The organism is Tenggerimyces flavus (assembly GCF_016907715.1).
Taxonomy (GTDB): Bacteria; Actinomycetota; Actinomycetes; order Propionibacteriales; family Actinopolymorphaceae; genus Tenggerimyces; species Tenggerimyces flavus.
Map to the genome: position 1 here is coordinate 3,480,077 of NZ_JAFBCM010000001.1, position 24,032 is coordinate 3,504,108.

General features: G+C 69.7%; 23 protein-coding genes. 14 read left to right on the forward strand and 9 right to left on the reverse strand.

Annotated features, from left to right (window positions below):
- The first annotated feature begins 36 nt into the window (after positions 1-36).
- Both JOD67_RS16380 and JOD67_RS16385 read left to right on the forward strand, forming a co-directional pair.
- Positions 37-264: an SCO5555 family protein gene (locus tag JOD67_RS16380; protein ID WP_205118458.1), complete on the forward strand. Its 228-nt coding sequence runs from the start codon at positions 37-39 to the stop codon at positions 262-264.
- 122 nt (positions 265-386) lie between these two features.
- Positions 387-917, forward strand: a complete 531-nt coding sequence (locus tag JOD67_RS16385; RefSeq protein ID WP_205118459.1) for an HU family DNA-binding protein — start codon at positions 387-389, stop codon at positions 915-917.
- Positions 918-980: 63 nt separating this feature from the next.
- Here the strand turns inward: JOD67_RS16385 and JOD67_RS16390 are convergent, their stop codons facing one another.
- Both JOD67_RS16390 and cofC read right to left on the reverse strand, forming a co-directional pair.
- Positions 981-1,190, reverse strand: a complete 210-nt coding sequence (locus JOD67_RS16390; protein ID WP_205118460.1) for a hypothetical protein — start codon at positions 1,188-1,190, stop codon at positions 981-983.
- A gap of 11 nt (positions 1,191-1,201) precedes the next feature.
- Positions 1,202-1,870 carry a 2-phospho-L-lactate guanylyltransferase gene (gene cofC / locus JOD67_RS16395; protein ID WP_205118461.1) on the reverse strand — a complete coding sequence of 223 codons (669 nt, stop codon included), beginning with the start codon at positions 1,868-1,870 and terminating at the stop codon, positions 1,202-1,204.
- 286 nt (positions 1,871-2,156) lie between these two features.
- On the opposite strand from cofC, the gene JOD67_RS16400 reads away from it, so the two are divergent.
- Together JOD67_RS16400 and JOD67_RS16405 are read left to right on the forward strand one after the other, a co-directional pair.
- Positions 2,157-2,903, forward strand: coding sequence for a lysophospholipid acyltransferase family protein (locus tag JOD67_RS16400; protein ID WP_239553882.1), 747 nt, complete (start codon positions 2,157-2,159; stop codon positions 2,901-2,903).
- The gene (locus JOD67_RS16405) at positions 2,900-3,907 is read left to right on the forward strand and encodes an NAD(P)H-dependent glycerol-3-phosphate dehydrogenase (RefSeq protein ID WP_205118463.1); all 1,008 of its coding nucleotides are present in this window, start codon (positions 2,900-2,902) and stop codon (positions 3,905-3,907) included. Before JOD67_RS16400 ends, JOD67_RS16405 begins: the two co-directional genes overlap by 4 nt.
- A gap of 7 nt (positions 3,908-3,914) precedes the next feature.
- Here JOD67_RS16405 and JOD67_RS16410 read toward each other — a convergent pair whose 3' ends face one another.
- The gene (locus JOD67_RS16410; RefSeq protein ID WP_205118464.1) at positions 3,915-5,027 is read right to left on the reverse strand and encodes a trans-sulfuration enzyme family protein; all 1,113 of its coding nucleotides are present in this window, start codon (positions 5,025-5,027) and stop codon (positions 3,915-3,917) included.
- A 30-nt stretch (positions 5,028-5,057) separates the two neighbouring features.
- Here JOD67_RS16410 and JOD67_RS16415 point away from each other — a divergent pair, with 30 nt between their 5' ends.
- Positions 5,058-6,203 (forward strand): D-alanine--D-alanine ligase family protein, encoded by a 1,146-nt coding sequence (locus JOD67_RS16415; protein WP_205118465.1) that lies wholly within the window; start codon positions 5,058-5,060, stop codon positions 6,201-6,203.
- 1,312 nt (positions 6,204-7,515) lie between these two features.
- On the opposite strand, the gene JOD67_RS16420 is transcribed toward JOD67_RS16415, so the two are convergent.
- Both JOD67_RS16420 and JOD67_RS16425 read right to left on the reverse strand, forming a co-directional pair.
- Positions 7,516-7,977, reverse strand: a complete 462-nt coding sequence (locus JOD67_RS16420; RefSeq protein ID WP_205118466.1) for a DUF3515 domain-containing protein — start codon at positions 7,975-7,977, stop codon at positions 7,516-7,518.
- Positions 7,956-8,192: an Lrp/AsnC family transcriptional regulator gene (locus tag JOD67_RS16425; RefSeq protein ID WP_443734580.1), complete on the reverse strand. Its 237-nt coding sequence runs from the start codon at positions 8,190-8,192 to the stop codon at positions 7,956-7,958. Before JOD67_RS16425 ends, JOD67_RS16420 begins: the two co-directional genes overlap by 22 nt.
- 132 nt (positions 8,193-8,324) lie before the next feature.
- Between JOD67_RS16425 and JOD67_RS16430 the strand changes: the two genes are divergently transcribed.
- The 4 genes from JOD67_RS16430 to JOD67_RS16445 all read left to right on the forward strand — a co-directional run bounded on the left by JOD67_RS16430 (position 8,325) and on the right by JOD67_RS16445 (position 12,970).
- Entirely contained in the window at positions 8,325-9,281 is a 957-nt protein-coding gene (locus JOD67_RS16430) for a thiamine-phosphate kinase (protein WP_205118468.1), read from the forward strand.
- Positions 9,282-9,574: 293 nt separating this feature from the next.
- A complete protein-coding gene (locus JOD67_RS16435; protein WP_205118469.1) occupies positions 9,575-10,912 on the forward strand; it encodes a hypothetical protein in 1,338 nt (445 codons plus the stop codon).
- A gap of 118 nt (positions 10,913-11,030) precedes the next feature.
- Positions 11,031-12,356 (forward strand): FAD/NAD(P)-binding protein, encoded by a 1,326-nt coding sequence (locus JOD67_RS16440; RefSeq protein WP_205118470.1) that lies wholly within the window; start codon positions 11,031-11,033, stop codon positions 12,354-12,356.
- Complete coding sequence (locus JOD67_RS16445) at positions 12,353-12,970, forward strand: FHA domain-containing protein (RefSeq protein WP_205118471.1); 618 nt, start codon at positions 12,353-12,355, stop codon at positions 12,968-12,970. Before JOD67_RS16440 ends, JOD67_RS16445 begins: the two co-directional genes overlap by 4 nt.
- Positions 12,971-12,975: 5 nt before the next feature.
- On the opposite strand, the gene JOD67_RS16450 is transcribed toward JOD67_RS16445, so the two are convergent.
- From JOD67_RS16450 to JOD67_RS16460, 3 genes are all read right to left on the reverse strand, one after another.
- Positions 12,976-15,618: a glycoside hydrolase family 20 zincin-like fold domain-containing protein gene (locus tag JOD67_RS16450; protein ID WP_205118472.1), complete on the reverse strand. Its 2,643-nt coding sequence runs from the start codon at positions 15,616-15,618 to the stop codon at positions 12,976-12,978.
- A gap of 157 nt (positions 15,619-15,775) precedes the next feature.
- Complete coding sequence (locus JOD67_RS16455; RefSeq protein WP_205118473.1) at positions 15,776-16,423, reverse strand: response regulator; 648 nt, start codon at positions 16,421-16,423, stop codon at positions 15,776-15,778.
- The gene (locus tag JOD67_RS16460; RefSeq protein ID WP_205118474.1) at positions 16,420-17,550 is read right to left on the reverse strand and encodes a sensor histidine kinase; all 1,131 of its coding nucleotides are present in this window, start codon (positions 17,548-17,550) and stop codon (positions 16,420-16,422) included. The genes JOD67_RS16455 and JOD67_RS16460 overlap by 4 nt, the downstream gene beginning before the upstream one ends.
- A 112-nt stretch (positions 17,551-17,662) precedes the next feature.
- Between JOD67_RS16460 and JOD67_RS16465 the strand changes: the two genes are divergently transcribed.
- The 3 genes from JOD67_RS16465 (at position 17,663) to JOD67_RS16475 (ending at position 19,781) form a co-directional block, all read left to right on the forward strand.
- On the forward strand, positions 17,663-18,583 hold the full coding sequence (locus JOD67_RS16465; protein WP_239553883.1) for an ABC transporter ATP-binding protein: 921 nt from the start codon (positions 17,663-17,665) through the stop codon (positions 18,581-18,583).
- Entirely contained in the window at positions 18,580-19,320 is a 741-nt protein-coding gene (locus tag JOD67_RS16470; protein ID WP_205118475.1) for an ABC transporter permease, read from the forward strand. The genes JOD67_RS16465 and JOD67_RS16470 overlap by 4 nt, the downstream gene beginning before the upstream one ends.
- Positions 19,321-19,451: 131 nt before the next feature.
- Positions 19,452-19,781 carry a hypothetical protein gene (locus JOD67_RS16475; protein ID WP_205118476.1) on the forward strand — a complete coding sequence of 110 codons (330 nt, stop codon included), beginning with the start codon at positions 19,452-19,454 and terminating at the stop codon, positions 19,779-19,781.
- Between the two features lie 98 nt (positions 19,782-19,879).
- Here the strand turns inward: JOD67_RS16475 and rpmB are convergent, their stop codons facing one another.
- Positions 19,880-20,065, reverse strand: a complete 186-nt coding sequence (gene rpmB / locus JOD67_RS16480; RefSeq protein WP_205118477.1) for a 50S ribosomal protein L28 — start codon at positions 20,063-20,065, stop codon at positions 19,880-19,882.
- Positions 20,066-20,222: 157 nt separating this feature from the next.
- On the opposite strand from rpmB, the gene JOD67_RS16485 reads away from it, so the two are divergent.
- Together JOD67_RS16485 and recG are read left to right on the forward strand one after the other, a co-directional pair.
- A complete protein-coding gene (locus JOD67_RS16485; RefSeq protein WP_205118478.1) occupies positions 20,223-21,836 on the forward strand; it encodes a DAK2 domain-containing protein in 1,614 nt (537 codons plus the stop codon).
- The gene (gene recG / locus JOD67_RS16490) at positions 21,836-24,031 is read left to right on the forward strand and encodes an ATP-dependent DNA helicase RecG (protein ID WP_205118479.1); all 2,196 of its coding nucleotides are present in this window, start codon (positions 21,836-21,838) and stop codon (positions 24,029-24,031) included. Before JOD67_RS16485 ends, recG begins: the two co-directional genes overlap by 1 nt.
- The last annotated feature ends 1 nt before the right edge of the window (position 24,032 follow it).

Below are 24,032 nucleotides of genomic sequence, written 5' to 3' on the forward strand. Positions count from 1 at the left end.
CGTCTTTCTTCAGCTTCGTCTGGGATAGTTCCCGAGATGAGTCAGAACGCTCGTGAGGCAAAGGGATTCACCGACCTCGCGGCTGCCCTCCGGGAAGCGACGAGGCGACTCCACACATTACGAGTCGAACCCGCTGTCCGCGATCGTCTGACCAGGAAACTGCTGGCCATCACTCAGGCAAGCAAGCACGACCTCGAATCGGCCGCAAAACGCCTGCGAAAGTTCCAGGAGGACCTGGCAGACGCCGAGAACGGGACGTCCTAGGATGAAATCCGTGCGACACAAGGGTTTTTCTTGCGAAGGTGATTGAGAGATGGCGAGAAGTTCCCTAACGTCCTCATGAATCGAGCACATGGCTCGGACATCCAGGTTCACGGAGGGAAGAAGTGAACAAGTCACAGCTCATCGACACGCTTGCGGGCAGGTTCGATGGCAACAAGCGGGACGCGCAGCACGCGCTCGAGTCGGTGCTCGACACCATCACGCGTGCCGTTGCGGCCGGCGAGAAGGTCTCCATCACGGGCTTCGGCGCGTTCGAGAAACTCGACCGCCCTGCTCGTATGGTCCGCAACCCCGCGAGTGGTCAGCGGGTCCGTGCCAAGAAGACGTCGGTGCCGAAGTTCCGCGCAGGCGCGAACCTCAAGGCCGTCGTCGCTGGCCAGAAGAAGCTGCCGAAGCTGACCGTTGCCAAGGCTGCTGCGACCAAGGCCGCTCCGGTCAAGGCCGCCGCGACCAAGGCTGCTCCGGCGAAGGCCGCTGCCACCAAGGCCGCCAAGGCTCCGGCGAAGTCGCCGGCGAAGCGCGCTGCGGTGAAGGCGACGACCGCGAAGAAGACGGCCACCAAGGCCACGACGACGCGGGCGACGAAGAAGGCCAGCCCGGCCAAGAAGACGGCGAAGCGAGCCGTCAAGAGTTAATCAGCGGACGCACGTTCGCTGAAGCAGGCAAAAGGGCCGGATCCCCGACGGGGATTCCGGCCCTTAGCCATGCAGCGTGTAGATGCTGACGCCCGTGACGCGGAGGTCGGCGCCTTCGCCGGTGGTCTGGAGCTGGACGCGTTGGCCGATGCGCAGATGTCGCACGGTGCTGGTCGCGAACGCGTCGGCGTCATAGGGGAGCTCGACGCCGTCGTCCAGGAGGACGGTGCCGCTTCGCGATTGCGGGTCGAACGAACGCACGGTGCCCTGCATGGTGGGGAAGCCTAACCGTGAACGGTCTCGAGCGCGGCGAGGATCTCCCGGGTGTGCGGGCCGACGCCGAGCAGCGCGGCCTCGCGAAGGTCGGGCTCGGTGTCGACATCGCGCCGTACGGTGGGGATGTCGGTGCCGTCGAGCTCGACCGCGCCGCCGGACAGATGGGCCAACCTCGACGGGCCGCCGAAGGCGGGTACGAAGTCGGCGCCCGGCATCGTGCAGTACAGCGTCGTCCCGACCGCGGGGGTGTCGGAGACGAACGAGGTCTGGTGGTCCGCCGCGAGCGTGAGCGCGTGGGCCAGCTCGTCCGGCCGCAGCGCGGGCAGATCGGCCAACATGGCGGCGATCGGGGCGCGGCCGCGGCGTTCGCGAGCGGCCAACCAGCCGTAAACCAGTGCTTGGTTCAGGCCGAGGTCGGGCTCGTCCGGAACGACGATGGCGCCCAGGTCGTTCAGCACGTGCGTCGCGTCGGAGTCGTTGGTCACGATGACGACCTCAGCCACCGCGGGCGAACGAAGCGTCGCCGCGATCGTGTCGAGGCCCATCGCCCTCGCGAGTCCGGGGCGATGCGGGCCGGCGTACGAGGCGAGGCGGGACTTGGCGACCGCGTATCGCTTGACCGGGACCACGACGGTCCATCCATCGTTGCGCGGACGGAAGCCAGGTAGGTGACTCACAAGCTCGATCCTCTCAACCTCCGGCAACTCACTCTTGCCAAGGCCGTGCTCGACACCGTTATTCCGGCCGTGCACACTATCCGGGCCGTGTCTGACGGAGAGCGTCGGAAATGCGCGCGGCGCATCCGCGCCCGTATGGGCGTGCTGCAGGAGGAACTCATATTGGTTATATGGGTGACGAGCTGGAGCACGGCCAGACGGGATGCGGGGTGTCGCGCGCCCGGCGAAATCCGGCAGACTCGGCCCAGGATCCTCGCTTCCGCAGGATCGACGAGGAGGACGGAAGTTGACACAGCCCCCGCCCGGATTCGCCTACCGGTTGACCGCGGCCGTACTGAGGCCGCCGCTTGCGGCCCTGACCAAGCGCGACTGGAAGGGCGGCGAGAACATCCCGGCTGACGGCGGGGTCATCATCGTGGCCAACCACATCTCCTACATCGACCCGCTCGTGTTCGGCCATTTCATCCACGACCATGGGCGACCGGTCCGCTACCTGGCGAAGGCGAGCCTGTTCGACATCCCGCTGCTGGGACCGTTCCTGCGATCCGCCGGGCAGATCCCCGTACACCGGGAGAAGCGCACCGCGGGCGACGCGCTCGCCGAGGCCTGCGAGGCGATCGAGAGCGGCGAGTCCATCGCCATCTATCCCGAGGGCACGATCACCCGTGACCCGAACCTGTGGCCGATGATCGGCAAGACCGGTGCCGTACGCGTCGCGCTGCGCACAGGAGCCGAGATCGTCCCGGTCGCGCAGTGGGGCGCGCAGCACATCCTGAAGCCGTACGGGAAGGTGCCGAAGTTCCTGCCGCGCAAGACCGTGCACGTCCATGCGGGGCCGCCGGTGGATCTGTCCGCGTATCGCTCGGCCGACCCGCACCCGTCGGTGTTGAAGAAGGCCACCACCGACGTGATGGCGGCGATCACCAACCTGCTGGCCGGCATTCGCGGCGAGACGGCGCCCGTGCCGTTCGACCCGAGCAAGAGCGGCTTGCCTACGCTCGGAAACCCGAACAAGAAGGCCAAGAAGCGATGACGCGCGTTGCCGTTCTCGGTGCGGGTTCGTGGGGCACGGCGTTCGCGCTCGTCTGCGCCGACGCGTCGTCGGACGTCGTGCTGTGGGCACGGCGGCCGGAGTTGGCCCAGGCCATCAACGAGCGTGGGGAGAACCCGGACTACCTGCCCGGGATCGCCCTGCCCGCGGGGATTCGCGCCACGTCGTCGGCCGAGGAGGCGCTGTCGGGGGCGGAGTACGTCGTGCTCGCGATCCCCTCGCAGCAGCTGCGGACTCACCTCGCGCCGTGGTCGGCTTTGCTGGGACCGGCGTCGGTTCTCGTGAGCCTGGCCAAGGGCGTCGAACTCGGGACGGCCAAGCGGATGTCGGAGGTGATCGTCGAGGTCGCGGGTGTCGAGGACGACCGGGTCGCCGTCGTCAGCGGGCCCAACCTGGCCAAGGAGGTCGCGCAGCGCCAGCCGGCCGCCTCGGTCGTCGCGTGCCGTGACGCCGGCGTTGCCGAACGCCTGCAGAAGGTCTGCCACTCGCCTTCGTTCAGGCCGTACACCAACTCCGACGTGACCGGCTGCGAGCTCGCTGGCGCGACGAAGAACGTGATCGCGTTGGCGGTCGGGATGGCCGTGGGGTTGGGCTTCGGCGACAACGCGCGCGCGTCGGTGATCACCCGCGGGCTCGCGGAGACGACGCGGTTGGGGGTGACGTTGGGCGCCGACCCGTACACGTTCGCCGGGCTTGCGGGTCTGGGCGACCTGGTGGCGACCTGCTCGTCGCCGTTGTCGCGGAACCGTACGTTCGGGGAGAAGCTCGGGCAGGGCCTCTCGGTGGCGGACATCGCGGCGTCGACGCGTCAGGTCGCCGAGGGTGTGAAGTCGTGTGAGTCGATCCTGGACCTGGCGCGTCGACACGGCGTGGACCTGCCGATCGTCGAGCACGTGGCGTACGTGGTGCGCGGTGAGATGACGCCGGTGGAGATGCTGCGCTCGTTGGTCTCTCGGAGCGCGAAGCCCGAACGCCACGGCTGGTAGTTCCTTCTTACGCCCTCAGGGCTTGGTCGAGGTCCTGCCAGAGGTCGTCGACGTCCTCGATGCCGACGTTGAGGCGGACGAGGCCCTCGGGGATCGTTGCGCTCTCGCCCGCCCAGCGGCGGCGACGTTCCATCGTGGACTCGATCCCACCGAGGCTGGTGGCGTACATCCACACCTGCGTGGACTTCACCAGTCGCTCGGCCGCCTCGGCACCGCCCCTCACCTCGGCGGCGATGATGCCGCCGTACGCGCCGCTCATCTGGGCCTTGGCGCGTCCGTGGCCCGGATCCGACGGCAGGCCTGGGTAGCGGACGCGTTCGATGGCTGGGTGCTCGTTCAGCCTCGTCGCGAGCGTCATGGCGTTGGCGCTGGCGCGCTCGATGCGGATCCCGAGCGTGCGCATGCCTCTGAGGGTCAGGTAGGTCTCGAACGGGCCCGCGATCGCGCCGATCGACTTGCGCCTCGCCAGCAGCTGGTCGTACCGCTCGTCGTCCTGGACCACGACGGCGCCGATGATGACGTCGCTGTGGCCGGCGAGGTACTTCGAGCCGGAGTGCACGATCACGTCCGCGCCGAACTCGAACGGTCGTTGCAGCACGGGCGTCGCGAACGTGTTGTCGACGACGGTCGTCACGCCTTCGGCCTTGGCTGCTCTGCAGAGCGCGGGGAGGTCGGCGACCTCGAGCGCGGGGTTGGTGGGGGACTCCGCCCAGAGCAGGTGTGCGCCTGTCAGCGCTGCGTTGACAGCTGTGGTGTCGGCGATGTCGACGAGGCGGGTCTCCTTGACGCGGCCCGTACGTTGCAGATCGGCCAGCTGATGGAGCGTTCCGTGGTACGCGTGCCTGGGGGCGACGACCGTGGCGCCCGGCTCGAGCAGGTCGAGCACGGTGGCGACGGCGGAGGAGCCGGACGAGAACACGAGCGCCCGGCCACCCTCGAGCGTGCCGAGCGCGGTCTCGAACGCCGCCCAGGTGGGATTCTCGTACCGCCCGTACTCCATTCCGCCCGCACCGTAGGCGGAGGCGAGCACGATCGGCGGGTTCGGGGGAGCGTCGACGCCGGGCTCGGGGCGGCCGGCTTTGACGACGAGGGTCGCGGGGGAGAGTTTCGCTTCGCTCATAAGGAGATTCTTGCCGGTAGTGTGCGGAAGGTGAACGACACGGACCAGCCGACTGAGGCCAACCCCCGCCCGCGCGTGGCGGTCGTGTTCGGTGGGCGCAGCTCCGAGCACGCGGTTTCGTGCATCACAGCGGGCAGTGTGATGCGAGCGATCGACCGTTCGAAGTACGACGTGGTGCCCGTGGGGATCACGCTGGACGGCGAGTGGGTGCTGGAGGCCGACGAGCCTGCGTTGTTGGCGGTGACGGACGGTCGGATGCCGTCGGTGTCTGCTGCTGATGGGCAGGCCGTGGTGCTGCTGGGCTCGTCTTCGCGCGGGTCGCTGGTGACTCTGTCGGCGTCCGAGGTGCCGCACACGCTGGGCGAGGTCGACGTGGTGTTCCCGTTGCTGCACGGTCCGTTCGGTGAGGACGGGACGTTGCAGGGGTTGCTGGAGATGGCGGGGATCCGGTACGTCGGGGCCGGGGTGCTGTCGAGTGCGGTGTCGATGGACAAGCACTACATGAAGATGATCTTCCAGGCCCATGGGCTGCCGGTGGTGCCCTATGCGGTGCTGTCGCCTTCGGAGTGGGCGCATGACCGTTCGGCGTGCGCCGAGACGGTGGCGTCGCTGGGGTATCCGGTGTTTGTGAAGCCCTGCCGGGGCGGGTCGAGCATCGGGATCACGAAGGTCTCTCGTCCTGAGGGCCTCGAGGCTGCTGTCGAGCTGGCTCGTACGTACGACCCGAAGGTGCTCGTCGAGGCCGCGGTGGAGTCTGCTCGGGAGCTCGAGTGTGGGGTTCTGGGTTCTCTGACGCCTGGCGCTTTACCTGAGGTTTCGGTGGTGGCGGAGATCGTGGTGGACCCGTCGCGGGAGTTCTACGACTTCGACGCGAAGTACGTGTCGGAGGAGGACGCGAAGCTGATCGTTCCCGCGGTGATGGAGGAGGGCGACGCCGTGGCTGTGCGGCGGATGGCCGCGCAGGCGTTCGCCGCGGTGTCGTGCGAGGGCTTGGCCCGGGTGGACTTCTTCGTGCAGCCTGATGGCCGGTTGCTGCTGAACGAGATCAACACGATGCCCGGGTTCACGCCGATGTCGATGTTCCCCCGGGTGTGGGCTGCGAGTGGGGTGGAGTACCCGGAGCTCGTGGACCGCCTTGTTCAGCTGGCCCTGCAGCGCCCGACGGGTCTGCGCTAGCCGGATCGGGGGAACCAGCGGGCGTGCAGGTTTAGCGCGGAAGATTTCGGGCGCTATAGCGCCCATAGTTTCCACAATCATCGGTCGGCGAGCGGCCATGGGATGAGCGCGAAGACTTTTGGTCGCTATAGCGCTCATAGTCTTCGGGCTAACGAGAATGGTGACGGCCACCACTGGAGGTGGCCGGGGTGTGACCGCGGCAGGTGAGTGGACCGGAGCTGAGCTGGTCATGGGAACGCGAGCGCCGCTGCTCGAACCGGGTCGCCACGGGGCACGGGTGGGCAGGCGGAGCCTGCCCTTAACGACCTGCGTCGGGCCGCCGAGAGGCTCAATGTCAAGGGTCAGGCCGGCCACGGCCTGATCTCGTGGCAATCAGCCCCCAGCCACGCAACAACACCAACCACGCAAGCTGATTGTCACGAGACGCGAACGCGCCCTTGACATTGAGGGCGGCCCATAAACTCCCGAGGCGACCCATCAGTGAGCGAACTCGACTCCGCACGCGGACAGCTCCCCGCACGAGATGGAGCTGCGCAGAGGACAGCCGAGCCGACGGCCGCACACTTCATCGCGCGGGGGCACGGCACGGTCGACAGCCGAGTCGATGGCCGCGCACCTCATCCCGCAGGGTGCTCCGCGTGGTCGACAGTCGAGCCGATGACCGCCGCCTCTTCGCGCGGCGGTGCTGCGCGACTGACAGCCGAGATGACCGTCACCTCTCGTCGCGCGGAGGTGCCGCGCGGACCCCAGCTGAGCCGGCGGCCGCACCTCTCATCGCCCGGGGTGCGGCGCGGACCGCAGCCGAGCTGGTGGCCGCGCACTTCATCGCACGGTGGTGCTGTGCGCTGGCGTGGTGTGCGAGAGCTCCTCTTTGGTCAGCTCTTCACTGTTGCGACGGGCGCTCTGCGAGAGTTGGTGCTCTCGGGGACTGTGGCGGCGGTCGATGGTGGTGGCCGCTCCGGGGCGCGTCAAGGGCGCCGTTCAGGGGCGCTTCGCGGACGGCGAACGACGTCGCTTCGCGACCGCGTTGCGGCCCTTGACTCGCCCCGGCCCGGCCACCTGTATTTCACGCGCCGCCCCTGCCCCCGGAACAGGTGTCCCGGGACAGGCTTGCTTCGCCCCAGGTCTGCTGCGGTGTTGCCGTCTCTTGCGGGGCCTCTGTTTCTTGTGGCTCGGATGAAGCCGGTGTGGCCCGGTCACCTGGGGCAGGCCTGCTTTCGGTTCCGGTCTGCTGCCGTGCTCGGTCGCTTGTGGCCCTCGGCTTCTTGGCGTTGGGATGAAGCCGGGAGTGGCCGTCGCCGCCCCGACCCCGCTACACGCACTGGCTCCTCGCGGGCACGTGGGCCTTTACTGCGTCGGCTATGTCCACGAGGGCGTTCGACTCTGGCGCGTACTTCGACGGCACCGTCAGCTCGACGTTCACTGCCCGCCCGATGGTGGTGAACACGTAGCCCGGCTCCCGTTGCTCGGCGAACCATCCCACGTCGTTCACCTCCATGCACGACGCCGACTGAGTCATCGCTGCCGGCCTCGACACGCCGCAGCGCAGGACCACTGGCGGGGAGCCCCACGCGGCACCTCCACCAGCAGGCGACACCTCCCGGCTCGGCAGCGACTCCACTGTCGCGGGCAGCGCGGCCAACAGGGCTCGGCAGGCTGCGGGCGCGCCCGATACCGGCGTCACTGACACTGGCCCAGGCGCGCAAGATGTGGCCAGCGCCAGGGCCACGACCGCTACGACGATCGCCCGCCTCAGATGTGCACCACCGGGCACGTCAACGTCCGGGTGATTCCCGCCACCCCCTGGACGCGCGCCACGACCAGGCGGCCGAGCTCGTCCACGTTGCTGGCTTCGGCGCGCACGATCACGTCGTACGGCCCGGTCACGTCCTCGGCGAGCGTCACGCCTTTGATCTGTGCGATCTGTTCCGCCACCTCGGCAGCCTTGCCGACCTCGGTCTGGATCAGGATGTAAGCCTGGACCACCACTGTCGTCCTCCCGGTATCTCGGGACCGCTTCGGAGGCTGCTCCTACGCGGTAGCGTCACGAAAGTCTGTACACGTCCACTTGTTCAGAGTGCGCACACGCTATCGCGCGCCCCTCACCCAAGGAGGCACCGAGTGAGCCGAACCCTTGCCGACCTCGGCGAGTTCGGGCTGATCCGCCTGCTTCAGGACCGGCTCCCGAACGGCAAGGACGTCCTCCTCGGGCCCGGTGACGATGCCGCGATCGTGCATGCGATCGATGGGCGCGTCGTGGCCACCACGGACATGTTGGTCGAGGGACGGCACTTCCGCCGCGACTGGTCCGAGGCGTACGACATCGGCCGGAAGGCGGCTGCGCAGAACCTCGCGGACGTCGCTGCCATGGGTGCGAGGCCGACCGCGCTGCTCGTCGCGCTGGCCGCCCCGCCCGACCTCGAGGTGGACTGGGCGCTCGGGCTGGCCGACGGTCTGAGGGACGAGTGCGAACGTACGGACGCCTCCGTCGCCGGCGGCGACCTGGTCCGCGGACCCAGCATCGTGATCTCGGTCACGGCGCTCGGCAGCCTCGACGGCCGCCCGCCCGTCACGCGGGCCGGGGCCAAGGCGGGCGACGTCATCGCGGTCTGTGGACGCCTCGGCTGGTCCGCGGCCGGCCTCGCCGTGCTCGGGCGCGGGTTCCGTTCGCCCCGCGTGGTCGTCGAGGCGCACCGCCGTCCGGAGCCGCCGTACGACGCCGGGCCGGAGGCCGCGACGCTCGGGGCGACCGCGATGATCGACGTCAGCGACGGGCTCGTCGGCGACCTCGGGCACATCGCGAAGGCCAGCGACGTCGTACTCGACCTCGACACCAAATCCCTGGAGATCGCCGAGCCCCTGCAGGCGGTCGCGGCGGCGATCGGCGTCGACCCGCTGGAGTTCGTGCTGACCGGGGGAGAGGACCACGCGCTCGCCGCGACGTTCCCCTCGGAGGTGAATTTGCCGGAAAGGTGGCGGGTCATCGGGCGCGTCGCGGCGCCGACCGAGGAGCAACTACAAGGCGTCACGATCAACGGGGAGAAATCCGAAACCGCAGGTCACGACCACTTCCGCTGAGAAATCGGACAGGAAATCGAGAAGGCACTCGTTCCCTGTCCGAATAGCCCGAAAACTTCTCCATGACCATACGTGTCCGATCCGTAACTTTAAGCATGGATTGATCGTTGAATGTCCACCCGTGACACGTTGTGATGGCTATTTGACTTTGTGTACATGAATGTCAACTATGTCCGTTGCATCGAGTTCCGTGGGTCGCGCCACATCGGCCAGGTTCCAGGGCCGGCGCTTGGTCGATGTGGCGCCCATCAGCACTTCTTCGATGGATTTCAGCAGCTTCGAAAGGTCCCCACATGGTCGTACGTCGGATGCGTTCCGGCGTCGTCGCCGCCACGGTGCTCGCGTTGGTCGCGGCACTCGCCCTGGCCACCGCGCCGGGTGCAGTGGCTGAAGACCGGCCCGAACAGTCGACGATGCCTGCCCTCGAGGCCGTCGAGACGAGCTATCCCGAGGACGCGGCCGCTCGGGACTTCAACACCGGTCCGGCGGGCTGGTCGTTCGCCCAGGACTACGCCACCGGCTGCTGGGCCCGCGCTCGCGCCTGTCCCAAGATCGCCGGCGACTGGCAGACCGACGGCGGTCAGCTGGGCGACGGCGACGGCTACCTGAGGTTCCGCGGCAACGCGACCTCGGTCGGGTCGCCGTGGGGCGAGGGGTCGTACGCCGACTGGACCTCGCCGTGGTTCACCTACACCAGCCGCGACGCCCAGAGCTGGGCGATCGCGTTCGACTGGAGGTCCAGCAAGGGCGACTACACGCTCGGCTGGAACGGGCTGCGGTTCGAGCTCCGCGACCTGGCCGACCGGGTCGTACGGACGGTGGTCCCCGGTACGGTCGCCGCTCCCACGGGCGACTGGCGCCAGCTGACCGTTCCGTTCGACGGCCGCGGCGCGTTCGCCCCGGGCAAGCGGTACCGGATCCACGCCGTCGCGATCGACTACTCCGGTCCGAGCGCCGCGACACTCGGCAACCAGGACGTCGACAACGTCACGTTCACGACGAGCACCGCGCCGAGCCCGGTGCCGATCGCACGCTGCGCGGCGGAACGGGACCTCTCGAACGGCGTCTCGGACGCCGCGATCGCCTTGCTCTCCGGCGCACCGGGCAGCCTGTGCCAGTCGAGCGAGCCGCTCCACGACGGCGGGTTCCCGGCAGCGAAGCTCGCCGACAACCTGGCCAAGGCGCCGGGCCTCGGCGACGTCGTCCGGGCCGGCGCGGGCGCGTTCACCGTCGTCGACGTCGCGTCGGGACAGACCGGCGCCTGGGCGGTCGGCGCCCCGAGCGGCACACCCCAGCGCTTCTACGCATGGGTGGGGCGTTCGTCGAACGTCGCCGTGTTCTTCGCGACCTACCAGCCGCAGCGGGTCGTCGACCGGCTGATGAACGGCAACGGCACCCCGCCCGCTGCCGCCACTGGAGTGATCCAGGACCAGCTCGGCGACAACCTGGCAGCTCCCGTCGGAGAGGTGATGATCGACCCGTCCTGGACGCCCGACAACGCGATCTGGCACGTGGCCACGGCGCTGGCACGTCAGGGACTGCCGAACAGTGCCCTCCCGATCCCCGCGGGGTCGGACGGCCTGGTCGAGCTGCCCGACGTCGGCGTTCCCGAACTGCCCGCCGCGCGCTGAGCCGCATCAGCTCGTCGGAGAGGGCAGAGAAGTGGACCCGCGTCCGGCCTCGGGCGTGGGTCCACTGTCGTTGACGAATCCTCGATCGGCCCTCTGGCCAAGGCGGAAGGAGATCACGATGACCGTACTCGACGCTTCCACCTCGTCGCATCGGGCGAGCAGCGCTCCCGACGACCTGCTCTCGTTGCCCGTCTGGACCGACGCGGACGTCGCCGCCGCGGACCTGCCGATCATCGACAGCCAGCTCGTCAGCGTGGGCGGTGGGTTGGGCTCGTTCGCGCTCGTGGACCTGTTGCGCATCGCCGGCGTCGAGACCGAACGCCTCCGCGTGCTCGGTCCGACGCACTGGCCGGACGACTCGTACCGCTATCTCTGCGAGTCCTCCGGGCTGTCGGCCGACGACCGGCTGCGGTCGGGCCGGCGGATCGACAACATCTGGGGCTTCCCGAGCTACGCGCTGCAGTCGGCGTGGCAGGAACGCGACGTCAAGGCGCTCTTGCGCCGGCAGCCGACGGCCGGCCAGGTCAACCAGGGCATCCGGCGCGAGGCGGAGCGGATCGGCTGGTCCGCCGTGCACGCTCCCGGTAGCGTCCGCGTGCTCCGGCGTCGTGAGGGCGGCGGCTTCTACTCGCTGCTGGAGGGCGTCGGCGGCGCGCTCGCGTACCGGTCGGAGTTCGTCCACCTCGCCGTCGGCTATCCCGCGCTGCGGTTTCTCCCGCAGCTACGGGAGTTCCGTGCGCACTTCGGCGACAACCATCGCTTCGTCCAGGTGTACGAACCGCACGAGCACGTCTACCGCACGCTCGTCACCCGCCCCGGCACCGTCATGGTGCGCGGCGTCGACGTCGCGGCCGCGCGGGTGCTGCAGCGGCTCCTCGAGGACCGCGACACCTATGACGCGCAGACCCGGATCGTGCACCTGTTCAGCGACGCCGCGGACCGCGCGAGGTTCCTCCGGGAGTGGAAGCGCCTGCTCGAGCCAGGCCTGAGCGAGGGTTGGTACGTCGCGCAGGAAGGCCAGCTCGTCGAGGTGCTCCCCGACGTCGACGGCCGGCTGCTCGCCCGCGGCCAGGACGCCGCCGGCGGACGGCTGAAGCTCGGCGCGGACTTCGTCATCGACGCCACCGGCCTCGACGGCGACGTGTCCGGGCACGAGCTGCTGTCCGACCTGATGTCGGTGTCCGGCGCGGTGCACGGCCCGCTCGGCCGGCTCTCGGTCAGCCAGCGGTTCGAAGTCGTTGGAACCCGCAACGGCACCGGGCGCATCTACGCGTCGGGCCCGATCGCGATCAGCGAGCTGGGCAGCGCCGACTCGTTCGGCGGACTCGTCGGCGCGGCCTGGACGATCTGCGACGAGCTTGCCCAGCAGGGATTCTGCGACCGGATCGGTCTCGGCCGGTCCGTCGCACAGTGGATGCGGTGGTTGCGAGGGAGAGCGCTATGACGAGTGGACGACACGCGGCAGGTCTGCATCGTTCGCGGGAGCTGGCCGAACCCCAGTCGTGGGAGATCGAGGTGGCTCCCGTACCGGCACAGAACGGTGCCCACGTCGGCTACCGGCCCGAGGCCGGCTGGGTCGAGGGAATCCGCTGCCGTAACGGGCACTTCTGCCATCCCTCGGCGCAGTACTGCACGACGTGCGGCTCGTCGATGCTGCAGCTGGCTGCGGTCCGGGTCCTCGACCGCCGGCCGCCGCTCGGTGTGCTGGTGGTGGACGACGGCACGATCGTGCCGTTGGACGTCGACCTCGTGATCGGCTCCGATCCGAGCGAGGACGACAGCGTACGGTTCGGCATCGCGGGCTCGTTGGCGTTGGCCGGGTCCGCTGGTGCCGGGCTCGCCGACGTGCACTGCGACCTTCGGCTGCGCGGGTGGAACGTGCTGATCCGCGACCGCGGCACCGAGGCGGGAACGTTCCTCGGCCAGCCGAACCAGAGCTGGGCGCGGGTGTCGGATCGCGAACGGACGCAGGTGTTGCCGGGCTGTGCGATCAGGATCGGCGGCCGCGAGCTCCGGTTCGAGTCCCGTCACGCACCCTTGCCGGAGCACGCAGCCTGAGACCCTCAAGCTCGCAAGCGCCCGTCGTTGTAGCCGCCCTGGATCGTCGCCCACGCTGACCATCCGCCGTTGGCGCCGCCCTCGGTCCACGACGTCGTGCCGACCCGGTTGTCGTCGGTCGCGGTCGTCAACGTCGGCTTGCCATTGACGACGGACGCGGCCAGCCAGGCGTTCGGCGCAACCAGCCCGTCGTGGTAGCCGGTGGGGATCGCGAACCATTCGTGCCAGCCGCCGTTGGTCGGGATGTCGGCGGACCAGAACGTCGACATGACATGCCGGTCGGACCCGATCGCGAACAGCTGCGGGTGATCGTTGATCGTCGTCGCGACCACGCGCGTGTTGGGTGCCACGACGCCGTTCGCGTGGCCGGTGGGGATCGCGAACCACTCGTGCCAGCCACCGTTGGTCGGGAGGTCCGCGGACCAGAACGTCGAGATCACCTGCCGGTCCGGGGCGATCGCGAACAGCTGGGTGTGACCGCTCACCGCCGCGACCGTGATCGGGGTGTTGGCCGCGACCCTGCCGTCGGCATGGCCGGTGGGGATCGCGAACCAGTTCGCCCAACCCCCGTTGGCCGGTTGCGACGCCAGCCAGAACGTCGACATCACGTGCCCGTCCGGCGCGACTGTGTAGATCTGGCTCCCCGCGGTCGCGACGGACGCGCCCGCCGCGGTCCTGCCGTCGAAGAAGCCGCCGGGAATGTCGAACCAGCCGCTCCACCCGCCGTTCGTCGGAATCGTCGAGGGTTGGTGGAACGCCGACATCACCCGCCCGTCGGGCGCGATCGTGAACAGCTGGGGGACATCGCCGTTGACGAACGAGGGCGTGACGACCGCGTTCGCACCGGACTTCCCGTCGTAGAAGCCACCGGCGATGCTCATCCAGTCGTGCCAACCACCGTTGCTCGGGATGGCCGGGTCGAAGTACGTCGAGAGCACGCGACCGTCCGGCGCGGTCGTGAACAGCCTGCCGCCGAACTCCGTCACGGCCGCGTTGGCGCGCGCCTTGCCCGCGGCGTAGCCCGTCGTGACGGCGCTCCACGGACGCCAAGCCCCGTTGGCGAACGACGTCGTGATCACGTTGCTGTCGGTGCTGATCGCGAACAGGCGCTGGTCCGCGGTCGCCGTGACGGCGGAACGGACTGTCGCCGTGGATGCCGGTGGCGCGACGTTGCCAGGAGCCTTGCCGACGGCATCGATGATCGGGGCGAACGCGGCGTACGTCGACGCGGTTTTCGGCGATCCCCACAGGAGCTGGGCCAATGAGCGCTCGGGAGCGTAGAGCTTGTCGATGATCGTCTGCTCGGGGTCGTTGCCGCTGAAGCCCAACCACACATGGAGTTTCGAACCGGTGATCTTCGGATGGTCGTCGGCGATGGCCGGGCTGCCGTCGAACTGACCGAGGCGGAACTGCTCGTAGATCTTGGCAGCGTCGAGCTGGTGTCCGCCCGCCCAGTTGTCGTAGTAGGTGTAGTCGAGGTGGCAGTTCTGCAGCTCGTGCCCGTCGGCGATCAGCTGGCTGGCCGGCCTTCCCCAGTGGACCCAGTGCTCGATGACCACGTCCCGTTCGACCGGGACGTTGCGCCAGGTGAGGTACGTGTCGTTCCACATCCGCAGCCGCTTGCCCTGCGGCTGGACCAATCCCCTGACATAGTTGATGAAACCGCTGAACGTGTCGAACGAGCTGGCGTCAGCGCCGTAGTGCGCGCGGGCGTACGCGAGGAAGTTCCGGTCCCACTCCGGGACGTCCGAGCCGGCCAGGAACTCGTCCGCCGCGGTGTGCCACCACGGCGACTGCATGCCCTGCACGAGCGGCGCGAGCTTGTCCCGGGTCCAGGTGTAGGCGGCGTCCTTGCCGATGTGCAGGTCGGTGGGACGGCCCGGGACCTGCAGGTCGGGTCGGTTCGGCAGGTCGTAGTCCATGTGCGAGGGCACGCCGAACATCGGGACGACGGTGAGGTGGTAGCGGCGCGCGTACTCCGCGACCTGCTGCATCTCGGCGAGCGGCGCGTGGGGATAGCCGACGACGAACCAGACCATGTTCAGCTTCAGATAGGCGAGCTCGCGGATCTGCTGCTGCCAGAACGAGACCGACACCTTCGCCGGGGCGTTGCTGACCAGCAGGCCGCGCTCCTTGTGCTTCGGCCAGTCGCGGATCGTGCCGGCCGGGACGCGGGCGGACCGGCGCAGGAACTGTAGGAACGTGCGGGTGCCGAAGAACGCGCCGGTGGCCGTACGGGCCTGGATGCGCAGGCTGCTCCCCACGGTCATCAGATAGCCCTCGGTGCCGAGCTGGGTGTCGGTGGAGCCGAGTGTGAGGAACACGTCGCCAGCAGCCGGGGCACTGGCTTGAACGGGTGTGTAGCGGATGCCGGTCGTGACCAGCAGGTCGTCGCTGAGCGTCGCCGCGGCCTGCGCGAGGGCCGTTTGGTGGGCGGAGTCGACGACCAGCCGGCTGCGGGAGTCGAACAGGAACTCCCCGCTCGCCGGCGTCCACTGCTGGGGTGCCGGGATCAGCGGCGCCTCCGGCGCTGCGGCGATCGCGACCGGAGCGGCGTGGGCGTTGCTCGTCCCGAGCGGGAGAGCCGTGGCGGCCGCGAGGAGTCCGGCGGAACCGAGGACGGTCCGGCGGGAAGGACGTACGGGCATGGCACCTCCATGGGCGAAGCAAGGGATAGGTGCACTGCGCGCCATCTCTACGAGAATTCGTAGACACGACCGAGATAGTGAAACATGCACGTCTGGGCGTCCGCAATTCGAGTTGACGAACAAGAACGTGCAGCTTGGTGCCATCTCCTGCGGACGGTTAGTTCAGCAGGCCGTGGTGGAGGGCGCGGAGGACGGCGCGGGTGCGGTCGCGAGTACCGAGCTTGAGGAGGACGTTGGAGACGTGGTTCTTGACCGTTCCTTCCGCGAGGAACAGGGCGGTGGCGATCTCGCGGTTGGAGTAGCCGCCGGCGAGCAGACGGAGGACTTCGAGCTCGCGTTCGGTCAGCTCCTGGACGCGCGCGTCGTCAGCCGGGGCGTCGGGGATGTCCGTACGGACCGCGCGCAGCAGCCGGTCCGTGATCGCCGGCTGGACGAGCGTCCCGCCGGTGGCCAGCGTGCGGATCGCGTGCACCACCTGGTCCAGCGTGACGTCCTTCAGCAGGTAGCCCATCGCCCCCGCTCGCAACGCCTGCAGCACCAGCTCGTCGTCGTCGAACGTCGTCAGCACCAACACCGGCGTGGAGATCCCGCTGTCCTGCAGGGCACGCAGCGTCCAGATCCCGTCGTGCCGCGGCATCCGCAGATCGAGCAGAACCACATCCGGACTGTGCGTGGAGATCGCACTCAGTGCGGAGAGCCCGTCGTCGGCCTCCGCGACGACCTCGATGTCGGACGCGAGCCCGAGCAGGCTCCGGATCCCCTGCCGTACAAGGGTTTGGTCGTCGACGACGCAGACGCGGATCATCGGGCCGGCAGCTCCGCGACGACGCGGAAGCCGCGGCGGGACGAGAACGTCGCCGAGCCGCCGAGCTCCTCGACGCGCTCGGTGATGCCGCGCAGCCCGTTCCCCAGCACGATCCGCTCGGCGCCGCGCCCGTCGTCGTGCGCGGTGAACGTCACACCGCCGCCTGGTGCCGCGCCGATCTCGATCCATAGCTCGTTCGCCTCGGCGTGCCGGATCGCGTTCGTCACGACCTCCTGCACGCACCTGACGAGTGCCGCGGTCTGCGCCTCGTCGGCGTGCGCCTCGTCCGCGACCCTGACGTGCACCACCGGCTCGGGCAGGTCGGCGACGATCCGTTCGAGCGTCTCGCGTAGGTCCGGTGCCCGGCTGCGCAGCTCGCCGACCGTCGCGCGGACGTCCGCGAGCAGCTCGTGCGCGATCCCGGCGGCACGGGACACGTGCTCGCGCGCCGGCGGCTGGCTGTGGTGCTTGGCGACCTCGAGCTCGAGGCTCAACACGGTGAGCTGGTGGCCGAGCAGGTCGTGCAGCTCGCCGGCGATGCGGAGCCGTTCGTCCGAACGCGTCGACTCGCTCAGCAAGGCGGTCGTCGCGCGCAGCTCGGTGTGCGCCTTGGCGAGCTTCTTCCGCGTCTCGACCTCGCGCCTGTTCGCCATCTCCCCGAGCACACTGCCCACCTGCAGGAGGAGGTAGAGCAACGCGGCGGGGTACGCCATCGAGCCGACGCCGGTTGTCCCCGCCAGCGCCTGCCCGGCGACCGCGACGACGACCGTGTTCGCCACGATGATCGCGGCCGTCACCTTCCACCCGACGAAGTAGCTGCTCGTCACCGCGGTGAACACGAGCAGGATCGGCGTCCACCCGGCACCGGGCGCGAGCAGCACGAGCACCGGTCCGAGCACGACCTGCGTCGCGAACACCGCCGGCACGACCCGCCGCGGCAGCGTCTCGGACAGCCAGGACGTGGCCATCAGCGCCGCGACGTACGCGACGAAACAGGCCCACCACAGTAGGGGAGTACGCGTGATCGGGATGCCCTGCAGCTGCATCACCGCGATCGGGATGCCGATCGCCACGCAGGCCAGGCTGATGAAGACGCCCGACCACACTCCAGGCTCCATCCGCCTCATCCGGCAAGCCTAGGTGGTCCAACACCTCGAGTGACGTGCCAGAAGTCATGCCCCGTTCTCGTGACGTCCAGCACGCGCGGACGGGGCCGGGTCGCTCCTAGCGTCGATGAGCATGATGAACGCGATTGAGGTTCGCCACCTGCACAAGAGCTACGGCGAGGTCGTCGCCGTCGACGACCTCAGCTTCGAGGTGAACGAGGGTGAGATCTTCGGGCTCCTCGGACGCAACGGCGCGGGGAAGTCGACGGCGGTCGAGTCGATCGCCGGGCTCGTACGACCCGACCGCGGCGAGGTCCGCGTCCTCGGGCTCGACCCGCGACGCGACCGTAGGAGGCTGCTGCCGAAGCTCGGCGTCCAGCTGCAGTCGAGTGCGCTGCACTGGTCGCTGACCGTCCGCGAGCTGGTCCGGCTCTACCGCACGTTCTACAAGACCGGCGCCGAGCCGGACGAGCTGATCGCGGTCCTAGGGCTCGAAGCCCGCCGCGACGTACGGTTCGACAAGCTGTCCGGAGGCGAAGCGCAGCGGCTGTCGATCGCGCTCGCCCTGGTGGGGAACCCGAAGGTCGCGCTGCTCGACGAGCTCACGACCGGCCTGGATCCCGAAGCGCGGCGGCAGATCTGGTCGCTCATGTCGAGCCTGCGCACCGCCGGCGTCACGATCCTGCTCGTCAGCCATCTCATGGAGGAGGTCGAGCGGCTCTGCGACCGCGTCGCACTCATCGATCATGGCCGGATCGTGGCCGAGGACAGCCCGGCCGGCCTGGTCTCCCAAGCGGGCTTGGGGCAACGGGTCCGCTTCCGCTCCTCCGCACCGTTCGACAAGACGGTGCTGGCGTCGGTGTCCGAGGTGACGTCGGTCGAGGTCGATTCGGCGCAGGTGACGGTGCACGGGACCGGCGAGCTGCTGCAGGCGGTGAGCACGGCCCTCGTACGCGCGGGTGTCGTCGTGACCGAGACCCGGCTGTTCAGGCCCACGTTGGACGACGCGTTCCTCGCCCTGACCGGGCGATCGCTTCAGGAGGAGGAGAAATGAGGCCATGGCTCGCCCTGGTCGGGGCCGAGATGAAGATGGTGGCGCGCGACACCGGCGGGCTGGTGATCCCGCTCGGGCTCCCCGTGCTGATCCTGGTGATGAACGGCTTGGGCAACCAAGGCGAGGTGATCCCGGGAACGGGCGGGCGGACCGCGATCGATCTGTTCATCCTGCCGGTGGTGCTCACGATGGTGGTCGCGACGATCGGGGTGATCAACCTGCCGAGCTTCCTGGCCGGCTACCGCCGCGCGGGGATCCTGCGCCGGCTGGCGGTGACGCCGACGCCTCCGATGAGGGTGCTGGTGGCACAGCTGGTGACGAGCCTCGTGCAGACGCTGGTGGGGATCGCGTTCGCGCTCCTCGTCGCTGTGCTGGCGTTCGACGTTCGGCTGCCGGCGTCGCCGATCCTGGCGTTCGGGGTGTTTGGCCTTGCGGCGTTGGCGATGTACGCGATCGGGCTGCTCATCGCTGCGCTCGCGCCGACGGCGAACTCGTCGGTCGCGATCGGGCTGGTCGCGTTCTTCGCGATGGGCGCGGTCGGAGGGATGTTCGGCGGAACGCGTGCGCTGCCGGACGTTCTCGCCCGGGTGGGGGAGGTGCTGCCGTTCGGCGCCGCGGTGCACGCGTTGGGCACGGCATGGGCGGGGAACTCTCCGGCCCTCCTGCACCTCGTGAGCCTCGCCGCGGCCACCGTCATCGCGGGTCTGGTGGCGGCGCGGTTCTTCCGGTGGGAATGACTCTTTTCGAGGGTTACGGTTTGGTTGCAATTGGGAGGTATACCCGAATTTTCTGATGCAAGGCATAACTGCGTATCGTCGTGTCGCGTTGACAGCGCGTGAGGAATGGGATCGAGGCGATCCAGCGTCGGATGGCGCGACCGTGGCTCCACGCCGCGGGCGTCGTCATCTACCCGCTGCCCTGGCTGGTGTTCGTCCAGGGAGCCGACGCCAGCTGGGGACCGGTGCTCGCCGGCGGCTGGGCCGTTTTCGCGCTCTACCTGCTGGCCGGGATCACCGAGTTCGCCATGGCACGGCGCCGGGTCGTACCGGAGGCGGTGACGCGACTGGCCGGCCGGCACCGGGCTCCGGAGGCCGAACGGCAGGTGGTCCGACCGCAGCGCGTCGGCCGGCATCGCGCTCCCGGCCGACATGCCCTTCGCGCCACGACGTCCGTCGCGGGAGGGCATCGCCCCGCCTGAGCTCACGGGGGGTTCAGGCGGCGGCAAAACAAGACCTGCCGGAACAGCTTCACGGGGGAGCTGTTCCGGCAGGTCTTTCTTCGTTCTGGGGTCCGCGCCTAGCGGGTAACCTTTCCCGCCTTCAGGCAGGACGTGCAGACGTTGAGGCGCTTCGGCGTGCCCTGGACGGTCGCGCGAACCCGCTGGATGTTCGGGTCGAAACGCCGACGCGTCCGGCGGTGCGAGTGGGACACGTTGTTGCCGAAGCCCGGCCCCTTGCCACAGACATCGCAGACGGCAGCCACTGGAGACACTCCTGAATTGGTTTCATTTCCTACGGTCGTGTGCGCCGACGACAGCACGCGCCGCGGGGCAACCTGTTGAGGATATCCGACCGACGCCACCGAGCGCCAACTGGGGGAACGCCTCGATACCCTTCCAGCCTAGTGAGGGAGGTGACGCGTGGGCGACAAACCGGCCGTCGGGCTGCTCCGCCGCTGGTGCCGCGCGGGCCTCGCCGACCTCACCGCGGCGCGGCGCGAGATCGACGTGCTGAACGTCTACCCAATCCCCGACGCCGACACCGGCACCAACCTCCAGCTGACCATGGCCGCGGCCTGCGGCGGCGCCGAGGACGGCGAGCAGGAGAGCGTCTCGGCCCTGCTCCGTACGGTCTCCCGCCACGCCCTGCTCGGCGCCCGCGGCAACTCCGGCGTGATCCTCGCTCAACTGCTCCGCGGCGCCGCGCTGGCGCTCGACGGCAAGGCCGAGCTCGACGGGCCCGACCTGGCGCTGGCCCTGCGCGCCGCGGCCGACGCCGGGTACGTCGCGGTCGAGGTGCCCGCCGAGGGCACGATGCTCACCGTGATCCGCGCCGCCGCCGAGGCCGCGAACGACCGCGCCGCCCAGCCCGACCCGACGCTGCACGCGGTCGCCCTCGTCGGCGCCGCCGCTGCTCGCGAGGCGCTCGCGCATACGCCCGAACAGCTCGAGGTGCTCCGCCGGGCAGGCGTCGTCGACGCGGGCGGCCGCGGCCTCGTCGTGCTGCTCGACGCGCTGGTGTCCGTCCTCTCCGGCGGCCGATCCGAGGACGCCCTGCCCGCTCCCAGCGAGCCCACGCCGATGCCCGAGGTGCGGCTCGACCCGGACGACCCGGCGTACGAGGTGCTCTACCTGCTCGACGCACCCGACGACGCGATCGCGCCGCTGCGGTCGGCGCTCGCTCGGCTCGGCAACTCCCTCGTTGTGGTCGGCGGCGACGGCCTGTGGAACGTGCACGTGCACGTCGACGACCCGGGCGCGGCCGTGGAGGCGGGCATCGAGGCCGGCAGACCCCACCGGATCCGGATCACGCCCCTCAAAGAAATTCAATACAGCGCCAGCGCGAGTGCCGAGGGTTGCGTCGACGTGCCGGCCGTACGAGGCGTGGTCGCGGTGGCCGCCGGGCCGGGGTTGGGCGAGCTGTTCGGCAGTGCCGGGGTCACCGTGGTCGAGGCGAAGCCCGGCCGCCCGTCCTCGGCGACCGAGGTGCTGGCGGCGATCCGTACCGCCGGCACGGCCGAGATCGTCGTGCTCCCGAACGACCCCGACGGCATCGCGATCGCCGAGCAGGCCGCCGCCCGCGCCCGCGACGAGGGCCTCCGCGTCGCGGTCGTTCCCGCCCGCGCGCAGGTGCAGGGCCTCGCTGCGTGCGCGGTGCACGACGCGTCCCGTTCGTTCGACGAGGACGTGGTCGCGATGACCGCGGCGGCGGGGCACACCAGGCACGGCGCAGTGACGGTGGCGACGAGGGACGCGATCACCAGCGCCGGCTGGTGCAAGGCTGGTGACGTGCTCGGCGTCGTCGAGGGCGACTTCGCGCTGATCGGCGCTGACCTCGCCACGGTGGGCCGCGACGTTCTGGCGCGACTGCTCGGCGGCGGAGGCGAGCTGGTGACCGTCGTCACCGGAGCCGACGCCGACGCCGGGCTCGCCGCGGCGGTCCTGGAAGGCGTACGCGCGACGCGGCCGGAGGTCGACACGATGGTGTACGACGGAGGCCAGCCCCGTTATCCCCTGCTCATCGGAGTCGAGTGATGGATCCGCAAGGCGTCGACACCGCGCTCAAGGGCGTGCTCGGCGGCAAGGCCGCCAAGGCGCTCGGCGACAAGCTCGACCTGCACACGATCGGCGACCTGCTGCGCCACTATCCGCGCCGCTACGCCAAGCGGGGCGAGCTCACCGACCTCGATGAGCTCGAGGTCGACGAGAACGTCACCGTGCTTGCCGAGGTCGAACGCGTCAACGGCCGCACGATCGACCGCCGCGGCAGCAAGCGCATGCATCTGCTCGAGGTGACCGTCACCGACGGACGAGGGCGGCTGACGCTCACGTTCTTCAACCAGTCGTGGCGCGAACGCGAGCTCGGTGTCGGCACCCGGGCGTTGTTCGCCGGCAAGGTCACCGACTTCCGGGGGAAGCGGCAGCTCGCGCATCCCGACTACGTGAAGCTGCACGGGGACGACGCCTCCGCGGAGCAGGTCGTCGACGACTACGCCGGCAAGCTGATCCCGATCTACCCGGCCGGTGGCGGCCTGCAGAGCTGGACGATCGCCAGCTGCGTGAAGCTCGCGCTCGAGGCGGTGGGTGACCCGCCCGACCCGATCCCCTCCGACGTACGTGCGAGCCGCGCGCTGCTCGACCTGCGGCAGGCGTTCGTCGCGATCCACCGGCCGGAGGAGTGGGACGACGTCAACGCGGGGCGGCGGCGGTTCCGGTTCGAGGAGGCGTTCGTTCTCCAGACCGAGCTCGCGCTGCGCCGGCTCGCCGCGCGCTCGCTGCCCGCGAAGCCGCGGGTGCCGAAGCCCGACGGGCTGCTCGCGGCGTTCGATTCGCGGTTGCCGTTCCAGCTCACCGAGGGCCAGGTATCGATCGGCGAGGAGTTGCTGCACGACCTCGCGCAGACGCATCCGATGCAGCGGCTGCTGCAGGGCGAGGTCGGCTCCGGCAAGACCGTGATCGCCGTGCGAGCGATGCTCGCGGTCGTCGACGCCGGCGGGCAGGCCGTGATCCTCGCGCCGACCGAGGTGCTCGCGCAGCAGCACCACCGTTCGATCACCGCCTTGCTCGGACCGCTCGCCGAGCGCGGCCTGCTCGGCGGCTCCGACCAGGGCACCCGCGTCGCGCTGCTGACCGGCTCGCAGGGCACACCCGCCCGGCGGCGGGCGCTGCTGGACGCGGCATCGGCCGACGCGGGCATCGTGGTCGGCACGCACGCGCTGCTGGAGGACAAGGTCCAGTTCGCCGACCTCGGGCTCGTGGTGGTCGACGAGCAGCACCGGTTCGGCGTCGAGCAACGCGCGGCGCTGACGCAGAAGGCCGGCGACACCCCGCCGCACGTGCTGGTGATGACCGCGACGCCGATCCCGCGGACGGTCGCGATGACGGTGTTCGGCGACCTGGAGATCTCGACGCTGACCGAGCTGCCGCGCGGCCGTTCGACGATCCAGACCAACGTCGTACCCGCCGCCGAGAAGCCGGGCTGGCTCGACCGGACCTGGGAACGCGTCCGCGAGGAGGTCTCGAACGGCCGGCAGATCTACATCGTCTGCCCGCGGATCGGGGAGTCGGCGGCCGACGAGGACGCGTCGTCGCCGCCCGCGGAGGACTCCGGCAGGCCGCAGGCGGTGGCCGTGTTGGACGTGGCGCCGATGCTCGAGGAGGGTCCGTTGCAGGGCTTGCGCGTCGAGGCGCTGCACGGCCGGCTCGCGCCGGACCTGAAGGACCAGGTGATGCGCCGGTTCGCGGCCGGCGAGATCGACGTTCTGGTCGCGACGACCGTGATCGAGGTGGGCGTCGACGTACCGAACGCCTCGACGATGATCGTGATGGACGCCGACTGGTTCGGGGTCTCGCAGCTGCACCAGCTGCGTGGCCGGGTCGGGCGCGGTCAGTACCCGGGACTCTGCCTGCTGGTGACGAACGCGGCCGCCGGCACCCCGTCGCGGGTCCGGCTGGACGCGGTCGCCTCGACGGTCGACGGCTTCGAGCTCAGCCGCCTCGACCTCGAGCAACGCCGCGAGGGCGACGTCCTTGGCGCGGACCAGTCCGGCCGCCGCTCGTCCCTGCGGATGCTGTCGATGATCAGGGACGAGTCGCTGATCCGTGAGGCCCGCGAGGACGCCTCGGCCATCGCCGAAGCCGACTCGACGCTGAGCCACCATCCGACGCTCGCGTCGGCGGTGCGGTCGTTGCTGGACGATTCGCAGGCCGAGTTCTTGGCGAAGAGCTGAA

Coding starts and splice junctions, on each gene's coding strand:
- JOD67_RS16380 (WP_205118458.1), top strand. CDS start 37: ATGAGTCAGAACGCTCGTGAGGCAAAGGGATTCACCGACCTCGCGGCT.
- JOD67_RS16390 (WP_205118460.1), bottom strand. CDS start 1,190: ATGCAGGGCACCGTGCGTTCGTTCGACCCGCAATCGCGAAGCGGCACC.
- JOD67_RS16405 (WP_205118463.1), top strand. CDS start 2,900: ATGACGCGCGTTGCCGTTCTCGGTGCGGGTTCGTGGGGCACGGCGTTC.
- JOD67_RS16410 (WP_205118464.1), bottom strand. CDS start 5,027: ATGAGCGAAGCGAAACTCTCCCCCGCGACCCTCGTCGTCAAAGCCGGC.
- JOD67_RS16435 (WP_205118469.1), top strand. CDS start 9,575: ATGGTCGTACGTCGGATGCGTTCCGGCGTCGTCGCCGCCACGGTGCTC.
- JOD67_RS16440 (WP_205118470.1), top strand. CDS start 11,031: ATGACCGTACTCGACGCTTCCACCTCGTCGCATCGGGCGAGCAGCGCT.
- JOD67_RS16445 (WP_205118471.1), top strand. CDS start 12,353: ATGACGAGTGGACGACACGCGGCAGGTCTGCATCGTTCGCGGGAGCTG.
- JOD67_RS16450 (WP_205118472.1), bottom strand. CDS start 15,618: ATGCCCGTACGTCCTTCCCGCCGGACCGTCCTCGGTTCCGCCGGACTC.
- JOD67_RS16455 (WP_205118473.1), bottom strand. CDS start 16,423: ATGATCCGCGTCTGCGTCGTCGACGACCAAACCCTTGTACGGCAGGGG.
- JOD67_RS16460 (WP_205118474.1), bottom strand. CDS start 17,550: ATGAGGCGGATGGAGCCTGGAGTGTGGTCGGGCGTCTTCATCAGCCTG.
- JOD67_RS16465 (WP_239553883.1), top strand. CDS start 17,663: ATGATGAACGCGATTGAGGTTCGCCACCTGCACAAGAGCTACGGCGAG.
- JOD67_RS16470 (WP_205118475.1), top strand. CDS start 18,580: ATGAGGCCATGGCTCGCCCTGGTCGGGGCCGAGATGAAGATGGTGGCG.
- JOD67_RS16475 (WP_205118476.1), top strand. CDS start 19,452: ATGGCGCGACCGTGGCTCCACGCCGCGGGCGTCGTCATCTACCCGCTG.
- recG (WP_205118479.1), top strand. CDS start 21,836: ATGGATCCGCAAGGCGTCGACACCGCGCTCAAGGGCGTGCTCGGCGGC.